The 12,425-nt window shown below is 40.1% G+C and carries 12 protein-coding genes and 1 pseudogene; 6 read left to right on the forward strand and 7 right to left on the reverse strand.

Translation table 11 applies throughout. The annotated features are described in order from the left end of the window. Positions 1 to 8: 8 nt before the first annotated feature. The 4 genes from HNR31_RS17565 to HNR31_RS17580 all read right to left on the reverse strand — a co-directional run bounded on the left by HNR31_RS17565 (position 9) and on the right by HNR31_RS17580 (position 3,361). Positions 9 to 659 carry a PspA/IM30 family protein gene (locus HNR31_RS17565; protein ID WP_181557481.1) on the reverse strand — a complete coding sequence of 217 codons (651 nt, stop codon included), beginning with the start codon at positions 657 to 659 and terminating at the stop codon, positions 9 to 11. Further along, on the reverse strand, positions 659 to 1,183 hold the full coding sequence (locus HNR31_RS17570; RefSeq protein ID WP_181557482.1) for a hypothetical protein: 525 nt from the start codon (positions 1,181 to 1,183) through the stop codon (positions 659 to 661). The genes HNR31_RS17565 and HNR31_RS17570 overlap by 1 nt, the downstream gene beginning before the upstream one ends. Positions 1,184 to 1,335: 152 nt before the next feature. Beyond that, on the reverse strand, positions 1,336 to 2,664 hold the full coding sequence (locus tag HNR31_RS17575) for a sensor histidine kinase (protein WP_373367415.1): 1,329 nt from the start codon (positions 2,662 to 2,664) through the stop codon (positions 1,336 to 1,338). A gap of 34 nt (positions 2,665 to 2,698) precedes the next feature. Continuing rightward, complete coding sequence (locus HNR31_RS17580) at positions 2,699 to 3,361, reverse strand: response regulator transcription factor (protein WP_181557484.1); 663 nt, start codon at positions 3,359 to 3,361, stop codon at positions 2,699 to 2,701. A 142-nt stretch (positions 3,362 to 3,503) separates the two neighbouring features. On the opposite strand from HNR31_RS17580, the gene HNR31_RS17585 reads away from it, so the two are divergent. The 5 genes and pseudogenes from HNR31_RS17585 to HNR31_RS17605 form a co-directional block, all read left to right on the forward strand. Then, positions 3,504 to 4,043, forward strand: coding sequence for an NfeD family protein (locus tag HNR31_RS17585; protein WP_181557485.1), 540 nt, complete (start codon positions 3,504 to 3,506; stop codon positions 4,041 to 4,043). Positions 4,044 to 4,060: 17 nt separating this feature from the next. Continuing rightward, positions 4,061 to 5,581, forward strand: a complete 1,521-nt coding sequence (locus tag HNR31_RS17590) for a flotillin family protein (protein WP_181557486.1) — start codon at positions 4,061 to 4,063, stop codon at positions 5,579 to 5,581. Positions 5,582 to 5,945: 364 nt separating this feature from the next. Continuing rightward, positions 5,946 to 6,872: a diacylglycerol kinase gene (locus HNR31_RS17595; protein ID WP_181557487.1), complete on the forward strand. Its 927-nt coding sequence runs from the start codon at positions 5,946 to 5,948 to the stop codon at positions 6,870 to 6,872. Positions 6,873 to 6,948: 76 nt separating this feature from the next. After that, positions 6,949 to 8,340: a 23S rRNA (uracil(1939)-C(5))-methyltransferase RlmD gene (gene rlmD / locus HNR31_RS17600; RefSeq protein ID WP_181557488.1), complete on the forward strand. Its 1,392-nt coding sequence runs from the start codon at positions 6,949 to 6,951 to the stop codon at positions 8,338 to 8,340. A 132-nt stretch (positions 8,341 to 8,472) separates the two neighbouring features. After that, positions 8,473 to 8,810 (forward strand): annotated as a pseudogene (locus HNR31_RS17605) (transposase); the annotation flags it as partial. A 211-nt stretch (positions 8,811 to 9,021) separates the two neighbouring features. Here the strand turns inward: HNR31_RS17605 and HNR31_RS19030 are convergent. The 3 genes from HNR31_RS19030 to HNR31_RS17615 form a co-directional block, all read right to left on the reverse strand. Next, positions 9,022 to 9,426, reverse strand: coding sequence for an MFS transporter (locus HNR31_RS19030; RefSeq protein WP_258561120.1), 405 nt, complete (start codon positions 9,424 to 9,426; stop codon positions 9,022 to 9,024). Continuing rightward, positions 9,426 to 10,253, reverse strand: a complete 828-nt coding sequence (locus HNR31_RS19035; protein WP_309505746.1) for an MFS transporter — start codon at positions 10,251 to 10,253, stop codon at positions 9,426 to 9,428. The genes HNR31_RS19030 and HNR31_RS19035 overlap by 1 nt, the downstream gene beginning before the upstream one ends. A 68-nt stretch (positions 10,254 to 10,321) precedes the next feature. After that, positions 10,322 to 10,771, reverse strand: a complete 450-nt coding sequence (locus HNR31_RS17615; protein ID WP_181557489.1) for a helix-turn-helix transcriptional regulator — start codon at positions 10,769 to 10,771, stop codon at positions 10,322 to 10,324. A 639-nt stretch (positions 10,772 to 11,410) separates the two neighbouring features. On the opposite strand from HNR31_RS17615, the gene HNR31_RS17620 reads away from it, so the two are divergent. Next, entirely contained in the window at positions 11,411 to 12,046 is a 636-nt protein-coding gene (locus HNR31_RS17620; protein ID WP_181557490.1) for an AmiS/UreI family transporter, read from the forward strand. The last annotated feature ends 379 nt before the right edge of the window (positions 12,047 to 12,425 follow it).

The raw sequence follows: 12,425 nt of genomic DNA on the forward strand, positions 1-12,425 counted from the left end.
CTATAAAATTATCGGGCTGCTTTTAATTGGGCTAGCTCTTTTTCAACTTCCTCTTCTAATTGTGAAGAAGAATGAAGTGCTTTGTGTGATTCATATAAGTAACTGCTTGCTTTTGCTTCGGCTTCAAGGGCAAATACACGCTCTTCCATACGCGCAAAGCCTTTTAGCGCATGATCCGGGTGAAAGGAAACGAGCGATGCGTTAATCTGTTTCACCGCTTTGGCAGCATTAGCACGCGCGATTAAGTCGAGTTGTTTTACCTTTAGTTCTTCGTACGTTTCTTTTAACTGTTTCAATTGTTCGGTTAAGTATGTTGTTTTTTCCTTAAGCGTGTCGTATTGTTGCTTGTACAAGGAAAGTTTTTTCTCGTAAGCGAGTTTTTCTTGTAACGCCATTTTCGCAATGGATTCTTCGTTTCGTTCAACTGCTAGCTTAGCTTGGCGAGCTCGTTTTTCCACGATTTCTTCAGCTTGCTGGATGAGCGCTTCATAGCGACGTTCGACGATAAACTGTTGTGCTAACGCATGTTGGGCTTTTTCGATTTGTTCCTCAAGGTCGCGAAGGTATTGTTTTGTCATGCTAATAGGATCTTCAAATTTGTCGACGAGCTCATGCAAATCCGCGAGCACGACATTTTTGACGCGCTTCAAAAGTCCCATCATTGTTCCTCCTTCCGAATGTTCTTTTCCCATTCATCTAAAAAGTGACGTTGGTTTACGTTAGGAATTGCTAATGCTGAAAGATCCTCGTTAACAGTTTCATATTTTGTTTTTTTATAAATCATGTAAGCTGCGATTAACCCAAGCGGAATGAGCAATAGTTTTGGCAGAAGTGCTACTACCCCAACTCCCATGAGCGCAAGCCCTGTCCACTTCCAAGCACGGGAACGGCTTGCTGTTTTCCACATGATCCAACCAATGACGATCATGGCTAGTTGGAAAAGAATCGGAATGATCCCGAACAGCATCCATCCACTTGGTTCTATAAAGCCACCTCTTGGACCATAATGGAAGGCGAAATGATGATGCTTAACAAATGGACCATAGTGGCGAGGTATGTCTGCCATTGGCATATTGTGATATCCCCGGCCAAATCCGATGTTCATGAAAGCGCCGATCTGAATCGTGCCGTACACGATGACCGCTAAGAGAAGAAGCAGTAGGACGATCGTTCGCTTTTTCACTCAGTTTTTCACCTCCTTTTTTGTTTAGAGCTTATTTACACTTTGCATTGTAGAAAAGAAAAGAGAAAATTAGGTGAAAAACAAGGACAAGTTGAAAAATTTTTTATGAAAAAAGAAAAAAAGGCGCTTTTCGTTGCGAAAAGCACCTTGGTTTAAAAAGGAATTTTCACGATAAACTCGGTTCCTTTCCCCACTTCACTATGGACTTCGATTCGTCCTTTATGGGCATCAACAATCCATTTAGCAATCGACAATCCAAGACCATGGCCGCCGTACTGGCGCGACCTCGCTTTATCGACGCGATAGAACCGATCAAAAATTCTTGCGATATCTTCACGCGGGATGCCAATTCCCGTGTCTTTGACAGAGATCGTGAGCATATGTTGATGTTTGAATGGTTCGACGCGAAGCTGTAACGTGACTTCCCCGTTATTCGGTGTGTATTTAATCGCATTGTCTAACAAGATGTACAATAGTTGCGTTAACTTATCAGTATCTCCAGAAATAATGACAGATTCCGGAGCATCGAAATGGAGGTGTATTTCTTTTTTCATCGCTAAATCTTCGAATGATTGTAACGTCCGTTCTGCATGTGGGCGAAAATCAAAAATGTCCTTTACTAATTCAAGCGAAGCGTGTTCGGAGTCTGAGCGGGCAAGTGTCAGCAAGTCATTGATCAGCTTTGTCATTCGCTTCACTTCTTCCCGCAGACGATGCAAGATTTTTTGACTAAAATCATTTGCAGTGATTTCTCCGTCCATCTCCAATGCCTCGACAGATGAAAAAATGACGCTTAGCGGTGTCCGCAGCTCATGAGAGGCATTGGCAACGAATTCACGCTGACGATTGTATGACTCTTGAATGGGGACGAGCGCCCGCTTTGACATAAAGTGGCTCAATAACAAAGCGACACCAATAAATAATATCGCTAGCCCGATCAAGACAATAAGTAACCATTTGAAAACTTTCGAAAACGATGTGACATCCATTCCGATATATAGCATCCCGATAAAGTGATTGCGAATGATAATGGGTCGGGCAATGGTAAGAAGTCTTAATTCAGGTGAATGGAACCTTGAAAATTCATACATATGGGACGGAAGATTAACATCTACATACTTTAACTCGTTTTCCTTTGGAGCTGATTGTTGCAGCTCCTTAAGAAGGATCGGTCTGAGTCCTTTATTGATTTCATCCCCCATTATAAGCTGTCCGCGCGGGTCAATGACATAAAAAAAGAACTGGTCTTCGTTTAAAAACACAACGTTTTGACTGTCGATTAAGTCGGGATTCGTTTGTTCGATTAAAATGTCTTCAATCGCTTTCATTTCTTGCTCGGCAAGGCTCGTAATCCTTCGCTCTTGGTCATTTGTGATAATCATGTAAAGCAGGAAATAAACAATAATGATGAATACCGTTAAGAAAATCATTAAAATTCCGCTGTAAAGGGCGGTTAAACGCAATTGGGTGAGACGAAACATATCCTGTTTGTTTTTTGCAATGAAGGAGAGGAATTTATTCTTCAATTTTGTATCCCACCCCGCGTACGGTTTGAATAATGTCAGCATCAAGTTTTTTTCGAAGAAGTTTGACAGTGGCATCGATAGTTTTCATCGAAACATCTGCATCGTATCCCCAGATGCGATCGAAAAGAGTTTCACGAGATAATACCCGCCCTTTATTTTGCAGCAGCATGTCGAGAAGCTGAAATTCACGAGGCGTCAAAAAAATTTCTTTATCGCCGCGATGCAGTGTATGACTTGTTCGATTGAGAACAAAGTCTTTAAATTGAATCGTCTCCTCTTGAATCGGTACGAATGTGCGCCGCGACAATGCTTTCAAGCGCGCCATTAGTTCATCAATTTCAAATGGCTTAACGAGATAATCATCTGCTCCTGCTTCTAACCCTTCGACGCGATCTTGCACCGCGTCTTTTGCTGTAAGCATGAGGATGGCCCCTGAATATCCTTTTTTGCGGAGACGTTTGCAAATATCTACGCCATCTCCATTTGGCAGCATCCAATCCAAGATAACAACATCGTAGAAGGAAGCAAGTGCATAATCATACGCATCTTCTCCTTCTTCGACCCAATCGACTTTATCGACCCCTTTTTTCTTGAGCATGTGTACAATCAGTTCACCTAAATATGGATCATCTTCTGCCAACAAAATTTTCATTTGTTCCTTCTCCCTTTCGTTTTCCTTCCTTTATTTTATCATCATAACAAACCTTCGTGAAAAATAAGTGAAAAAAGATGAAACACTTTATCGGATAATTCGTATATTTAGGTAATATGGGCAAAAAAGGGAGTGATAAGAAATGTTCGGATATCCGATGGAAACTATTTATATCATTCTGCTCGTTGTGAGCGGAAGTTTGACGTTTGTCTATATTTTGCTAAGCGATATGTTAGATGGGATTTTTGATGTGCCCGATCACCCCTTGTTGAGCCCGCAGCTAATTTTATCATTTTTGACTGTGTTTAGCGCATCTGGTTATTTGTTTGAAAAATATATGAGTATGTCAAAAGGCTTCATTGGTCTTATTAGTGCTGGGATTGCGTTCATCATTGTGTTGCTTTTGCACTTTTTCGTATTCATTCCGCTTCGCTCCGCAGAAGCCTCACTAAATTATTCAGAAGCGGATTTAGAAGGACGCATTGCCAAAGTCATTGTCACCGTTCCACAAGATGGATTTGGTGAAATTCTCATTCAAGGAGCAAGCGGTACGATTTCGAAACCAGCAAAAGGTGTAAAAAACGAAGAGATTCCATCAGGAACAGAAGTGATCATTGTAAAAATGGAAAACGGCGTCGCGACAGTCGCGAAGCACGATCCATATTATATTCCACTGCAATAAAAGGGGGAGGATTTTTTATGATGCCGATCTTAGCAGTCATTGGAGTCGTAGTACTATTGCTTCTCGGTTTGGTAGCAATCTTTATGTTGCGCTACCGCACGGTGGGGCCTGATGAAGCGCTCATCGTCACAGGTAGTTATCTTGGCAGTAAAAATGTTCATGTCGACGAATCTGGAAATAAAATCAAAATTGTGCGCGGCGGCGGAACATTTGTGTTACCGATTTTCCAACAGGCCGAGCCGCTCAGCCTTCTTTCCATTAAGCTGGATGTACAAACGCCAGAAGTATACACAGAGCAAGGCGTTCCGGTCATGGCGGATGGAGTGGCGATCATTAAAGTTGGCAGCTCCATTGGTGAAATTGCCACAGCGGCCGAGCAATTTTTAGGAAAAACAAGACAAGACATGGAGAATGAAGCGAAAGAAGTATTGGAAGGTCATCTCCGTTCCATTCTCGGTTCGATGACAGTTGAGGAGATCTATAAAAACCGCGATAAGTTCTCACAAGAAGTGCAACGTGTCGCTTCACACGATTTAGCGAAAATGGGACTTGTGATCGTTTCGTTTACGATTAAAGATGTGCGTGACAAAAATGGATATCTTGATGCGTTAGGAAAACCGCGCATCGCCCAAGTGAGACGCGATGCCGATATCGCCACCGCTGAAGCGGAAAAAGAAACGCGCATTAAGCGGGCCGAAGCCGATAAAGAGGCACGAAAGGCGGAATTAGAACGGCTAACCGAAATTGCTGAAGCCGAAAAGATCAATCAGCTCAAAATGGCGGAGTTCCGCCGCGAGCAAGATATTGCAAAAGCGCGCGCCGACCAAGCGTACCATCTAGAAGAAGCGAAAGCGAAGCAGGAAGTCATCGAACAGCAAATGCAAATTAAAATTATTGAGCGGCAAAAACAAATTGAACTCGAAGAAAAAGAGATTTTACGCCGCGAGCGTCAATATGATTCAGAAGTGAAAAAGAAAGCGGATGCGGACCGTTACGCTGTCGAGCAGGCAGCAGCTGCAGAAAAAGCAAAGCAAATGGCCGAAGCCGATGCGCATAAATATCGCATTGAAGCGATGGCAAAAGCGGAAGCTGAAAAGGTACGCATCGATGGGCTTGCAAAAGCCGAAGCGGAAAAAGCAAAAGGGGAAGCCGAAGCAGAAGTCATTCGCTTAAAGGGATTGGCCGAAGCGGAAGCGAAACAAAAAATCGCCGAAGCGTTCGAACAATACGGCAAAGCGGCCATTCTCGACATGATTTTAAAAATGCTTCCTGAATATGCAAAACAAGTGGCAAGCCCGCTTGCGAATATTGATAAGATTACGATCGTCGATACAGGAAGCAGTGATGCCAATGGTGGAGCAAACCGGGTCACAAGCTATGCAACGAACTTAATGGCAGCATTGCAAGAATCGTTGAAAGCATCTTCCGGTATTGATGTGAAAGAATTACTTGAGAACTTTTCCGGAAAAGGCAACGTAAAAAATAGCATTGACCAATTGACACAACAAATTTCTGAACAGAAAAAGACAGAGCAGTGAGCGGCAAGGGACTGGCTGATAAAGTCAGTCCTTTTTCCAATGATCAGCAAAAGTATACATGTTAAGAGGGAACTGTCTAGCTGTCTTGTATCAGGTCAGCTTGTTCCAAAGCGAAAAGCATTTTTACGCGTGAAGAACGTTTGGCTTCGAGATGATTTATACCGTTTTCGCTTTTCTCACTGTATCTAGGCCTGCAACTGCTAAATCAGGCACTTCTCTGAGGAAAGAACATTTCTTCATTGTACTTAACAACTCGTCTCCACTTTTTTATCTTTTAGGACGAAATCATTTGCAACAACGTATCGATTTCGCTATCATGTTAAATAGTGGAATTCACATAAAACATAAGTAGGATGATGGGGCTATGAAACGTGCAAGAATTATTTATAATCCAACATCAGGACGAGAAATTTTTAAAAAGTATTTGCCAGAGGTGCTTGTTCAATTAGAAAAAGCAGGCTATGAAACGTCCTGTCATGCGACAACGGGGGCCGGGGATGCGACTGAGGCGGCAAGAAGGGCGGTTGAGCGCGAATTTGATCTTGTCGTTGCAGCTGGCGGCGATGGAACGATTAACGAAGTGGTAAACGGTCTTGCTGATCAAGAGTATCGCCCAAAACTCGGCATTATTCCCGTTGGTACGACGAACGATTTTGCAAGGGCGATTGGCGTGCCGCGCACGATTGAAGGAGCATGCGACGTCATTACCAAAGGGGAAGCGGTCCCGATTGACATTGGCTGTGTCATGAATGAAGGGAAAACGCGTTATTTTATCAACATTGCCGGCGGCGGCCGCTTAACTGAGTTGACGTATGAAGTACCAAGCAAGCTGAAAACGATGCTCGGTCAGCTGGCGTATTATTTAAAAGGAATTGAAATGCTGCCATCAATTAAAGCGACTGAGGCGCGAATTGAATATGATGGAAAAGTGTACGAAGGCGAAATCATGCTTTTTTTAGTTTCGCTTACGAATTCTGTCGGCGGCTTTGAAAAATTGGCGCCTGATTCCTCGCTCAACGATGGTATGTTTGATTTAATTATTTTAAAGAAAACGAATTTAGCCGAGTTTATTAAAGTAGTGACGTTAGCAGCGCGCGGTGAACATGTGAACGACCCACACTTAATTTACACAAAAGCGAATCGAATTAAAGTGACCTCCCCGAACAACATGCAGCTTAACTTGGATGGCGAATACGGCGGGATGTTGCCGGGTGAGTTTGTCAACTTGTATCAACATCTTGAAGTATTTGTCTCAAAAGAAAAAGCGGAACAAATGAGAGCAGGGAGGTAACCTGTTCTCTTTTTGTGTCCAAAGTCATTGTGTGATACAATCAATGCAGCATGTTTACGAAAAGGAAGTAGGCAAGATGGCAAAAGTAGAAGCTCCAGTTACGAAAAACGAATATTATGACGTAACGTTTGAAGATTTAACGCACGACGGTGCAGGGGTGGCGAAAATCGACGGATTTCCGATTTTTGTCGCCAATGGACTGCCGGGGGAAAAAGCGAAAATAAAGGTCATTAAAGTAAAAAAAGGGTATGGGTACGGGCGTTTAATCGAACTATACGAACGAAGTCCGGATCGCGTGGACGCGCCATGCCCGATTTATAAACAATGTGGCGGCTGCCAACTGCAACATTTGAGTTACGAAGGACAACTAAAGGCAAAGCATAAACATGTCAAAGAAGTGCTTGCTCGGATTGGAAAAATTGAAAATGTTATTGTTCATCCTGTACTTGGCATGAGCAATCCGTGGCGCTACCGCAATAAAGCGCAAGTGCCTGTGGGCGAGCGAGAAGGCGGGCTTGTCGCTGGGTTTTATCAGCAGCGAAGCCATCAAATTATTAACATGGACGCCTGTCTCATCCAACAGACAATGAATGATGTTGTTGTGCAAACGGTGAAAAATATTTGTGAAAAATACGGAATACAAGCATACAACGAGGAAACGCATAAAGGCGTACTCAGACATATTATGGCGCGTTACGGACTAGTGACAAACGAAGTGATGGTTGTTCTCATTACGCGCACAGACGATTTGCCATACAAAAAGAAAATTATTAGCGAAATCATCGAAAATGTGCCAAACGTGAAGTCTATTATTCAAAACATCAATCCACAGCGAACAAACGTTATCATGGGAGACGAAACAAAGGTTTTGTGGGGAGCGGAGTATATTTATGATTATATCGGCGACATTCAATTTGCCATTTCAGCTCGCTCCTTCTATCAAGTGAACCCAGAACAAACAAAGGTGCTGTATGAAAAGGCGCTCGAATACGCGGAATTAACAGGAGAGGAAACGGTGATCGACGCCTATTGCGGCATTGGCACGATTTCGCTTTTCTTGGCCAAAAAAGCGAAAAAAGTGTACGGAGTCGAAATTGTGCCAGAGGCGATTGAAGACGCGAAACGGAACGCCAAGCTCAACGGCATCGACAACGCAGAGTTTGCCGTAGGGGAAGCGGAAGTGGTCATTCCAAACTGGTATGAACAAGGCATTCAAGCCGACTGCATTGTTGTCGACCCGCCGCGCAAAGGCTGCGATGAAGCCCTTTTACAAACGATTATCGCCATGAAACCGAAGCGTGTCGTCTACGTTTCCTGTAACCCGGCAACGTTAGCGCGTGACTTGCGTATCCTCGAAGATGGTGGGTACCAAACGCTCGAGGTTCAACCCGTTGATATGTTCCCGCATACGAATCATGTGGAGTGTGTGGCGCAGATAGTTTTAAAAAAAGAAGCAGGAAAAAATTAAAGATTTCCTGCTTCTTTTGTAAAATGTTGGAGAGTCAGATCGGTAGTGAATAACCGGTGTGCGGTCCTCTTTTTCATCGAACCGATTAATTAATCGATGTAGAATTTTTGGTGTTACTTCATCGTTGCGGAAGTGAGGGATTCAAAAGGGAATGAACTCCAATTAATCACCAATCGTTTTGACTTGAGTGCCGAAGAAATCTCAGAGATGTATAAATCACGGTTGGCAATTGAACTTTTTGTAAATGGATAAAGCAACATCTCAACATTAAAAGATTCTACGCTCAAAGTGAATGAGGGATTCAAAATCAAGTATTTATCGCTCTTATTGTTTTTTGCCTACATGTACTCGCACAAATGGAAACACGGAGTAAGCGAAAAACCTTACAAATTAGCCGCTATTTAAGGGCTTCATTGTGGAAACCAGCGAGAATCTGGCTTCGAAAGATTGAAGGAAAAACCATTCCTTAATAAGCTAATTGTTGTCTTCGCACAGCTCTAATTGTGAATAAATTTTCAAGTAGATAAAGCCACCCTTGATTGGGTATTTACCTTTTTGGCTTTAAACAGGAAATGTGATTAAACTGAAAATTATGACAGTATTTATGCAACACTAGTGATAATTTATTCAAAAATTTTATGTCTAAATTTCCTTTGATTTAGCGGGCAATGATAATGCATCTTATTGTTCCATTCCTGATACCGAAACACTATTTCTCTTTTTCCTACTTACTTTTTTATCAATGGTTAAGAGTTCTTTAAATCCTTTTGTTTTAACGGTTATGATTGAAATAATAACCAATAAGGAACCAGATATAGCAGTCACAGATATGGAACCATAAAATTTAGAGAGTATTCCAGAAATCACAATTCCTAACAACAATCCTGTATAGGAAGCCATTTGTAAAATGGCCATTGCTCTGCCCCTATAATTTTCAGGGGTTAATCCAAGAAATAAACTGCTTATCGGGATATTGAGAAATGCGTTAATTAATCCTATTATCGAAACCCAAACATATAAAGCAGGAATAACATAAATGTTAGGAAACTGGTGTAGAGGTATAACTAAGATCATCCATATACCCATTAAAATCGTTGAAAAAATAGCAGATAACCTGGTTTGAAATGGCTTAATAGAAATGGTCCCATAGCAGCCCCTAAAAATGCACCTACACCTAACATGGCTTCAATCATTCCATAATGATAACTGGAAACATTGAACACTTGGAGCATTAGTGAAGTCGATGTAGTATTAAAAATACCGGCAGCAAACATAATTTGTATTATTAGTACAATGGGAAATGTAAGAGGTGATAAGTTAAAAACTATTTTAATTCCTTCTTTTGTAGAATTCCAAATTGATAAATTTGGTTGAGTGTTCTTTTTGATTGTTTGCTTATATTTAATTAATTTAACAGAAATCCCCGTAAAAAATGCTGAAAACAAAAAAGTTATGGCGTCAATCATTAGTATATTAGATGGTGATGTAAGAACAAGTAATATTCCTGCCACTCCTGGTCCAGCAATTTGCATGATAGAATTGATAATTTGAGAAATGCTCAAAGCTTGTGTAATGTGTTGTTCTCCAACCAAATGAGGAATAAATGAAGACCTAGCTGGATAATAAATAGCATTTCCAATACCGGAAAGTAAAACTAAAATGATTAATAACCAAACAGAGTGTGTTGAAAACGTCATCATCACCATAACAAGAGCGCGATATAAATCTGCTCCGATCATTATATAATTTTTAGGAAATCTATCTGCAATCGTTCCTGTAAAAAATCCGAGTAAAAGCGTAGGGCTATATTGTGCTAAAAGAACAAGTCCAATAAAAAAGGATCTTTTGACAAAGTTCCTATAATATATAAGACAATAGTAGTTGTTATGCCATCCCCGAAGCGTGAAATAAATTGGGCTAAAAAGAAAAACAAAAAGGGTTTCTGTTTAAATAAAGTCACTATAAAAGTTCACCCTCCGTTTTAACTACTTTTAAAAGCAGTTAAGTTCACATGATATTTTTTCCCTTCTTGATTTTGAGTCAAATTTTTTTGGTTTGCTTCATTTAAAAAAGAATATAAGTCCTTTATCATTTGCTTGAATTTTTCTACTTCTTGTGCATTCAGAAAGTATTCCCCTGTAATTTGATTTACATCAGCAGTATCGACGATCTCTTGCCCAGCCAATACTTGTACTGATCTGTTTAAAGAGATTATCATGCTTTCCTTTAATCCTCTACTGAGATTGGTATCATCCTTATTTATAAATGGAGTTACCTTCTCAAGGGAAATTCTTTTTGCAACCGTTCGATAGAACTTTTGAATAATACCATTTTTTTCTTCTGTTCTATCAATTTTAATGAGTCCGACTTTTTCTAGTTCAGTTAAATGATACCGTACTTTAGATGGAGATAAATGTAATTGGTCTGTCAACATTTTCCTGTTTTAGGTACTTCGTCTATTTCCCATAGAATTTTTACCTTGAATGGATCACTCAAGGCTTTTAATTGGTTTAAATCATCCACATAAAAAATATCTTCCATAATAAGCGCACACATCCTAAACGTATTATTTTTTAAATATGTAGTCTGTCTAATAATTCTGAATACACTTGTAGGTATGTAGGGTCAAAAAGGTTTGTTCTTTTATCAGAAGACGGAGTTGGATGGTCATCAATAAGTTTTACTGGCGTTTCCAAAGAAAAACCTCCTTAATCGTGTTATTTTTTTAATATGTTAAATTTTGTTAATATGATAATACCACCAATCTCTCAATCGGTTAACAAAATATTTCTATTTTATGCTTTCGGTCGGTTTTTTTCTCTTAACAAGAGTTGTTTAGCTTAGTTGGTTTTTTCATAAGTCTTTCATTAGAACACTCTAAAAATTGAAAAATACGATGTTTTTGAGAATGGGAAAAGACGTTTTTACATTTTTTCAATACTACATTTACATTTGTTCTTTAGGTTGGTATAGTGATCGTGGAAGGGAATTGCTTTTTCCTTTTTCAAAAAATAAAAAGTAAGGAGGATATGGCTGTGAGAAGCTAGATGAGTTTTTCACGGCAATCTATATGGGTGATGTCGGTTTATTTCTTTCAGGAGCTACATTATTTTTAAACAGTTTAATGTTGTTTGGAAAAGCGAATGAAAAAAGCGTGGGAGTCTTCAATTTGTTTGTAGGGGCTTTTCAAGTCATTGCGCCATTTTATTTAATTGCTGTTTCTGATCAACATCATTGGACCATTTTTAATCTAGCTTGTATCTTTTTATTTGGCTTTACCTATTTATATGTAGGTGTTACTACGCTAAAAGGCCTTGAAGGCAACGGATTGGGATGGTACTCTCTCTGGGTGTCCATCATAGCGATTGTATATGCAGTTGTATCTGTCATACATTTTCATGACATAATCAATGCTTTAATATGGATAATGTGGGCTTATTTATGGTTCTTATTCTTTTTATCCATGTCTCTTAATAAGAAAATTGATACCTATATTGGAAAAGTAGCCTTCGTGCAATCATGGGTCACTCTTACCATTCCGGCACTCCTATCTCTAACAGGCGTGTGGAAAACAGATTTTGTTTCACGTGTATGGTTCTATGTATTGATATTATCAATTGTTTATTTCTGTATTTGTACCATTAGATTAAAAGTTTCATTAAAAAATAGCAGAGAAAAAAACATGGATGTACAGGTAAATTCCTAAATTATTCGTGTTGTATAAAGAGAGGCTGACTTGCGAAGGATGTTTACGAGGTAAGAGCGCTGTCCTTTGTGGTGTCTGGCACTCTATAATCTACAATTAGCAGTTCAGCCATATGGAGTGTGTGCTGCAGATCGTTTTAAGGGAAAATTGAGCAGAAGGAGCCGAAAATCTGTAAAAGATTTTCGGTGTTCCATCTGCTTTTTTATTTCCATTCTCTTAACAAAGCGGAGTAGCATTTCTTTTGTTGATTCATTGAACAAAAGGTATTTGTCTAGCTTCGATTTTATATAGATTCAGATTAATTTTCCGACATAACCACCTGTCCGATGCGTTGGAGCACTTTTTCTGGAAATTCAGAAAGGTACTCTAAGAACGAAAC

It is taken from the genome of Thermaerobacillus caldiproteolyticus, assembly GCF_013761245.1.
GTDB classification, from domain to species: domain Bacteria; phylum Bacillota; class Bacilli; order Bacillales; family Anoxybacillaceae; genus Thermaerobacillus; species Thermaerobacillus caldiproteolyticus.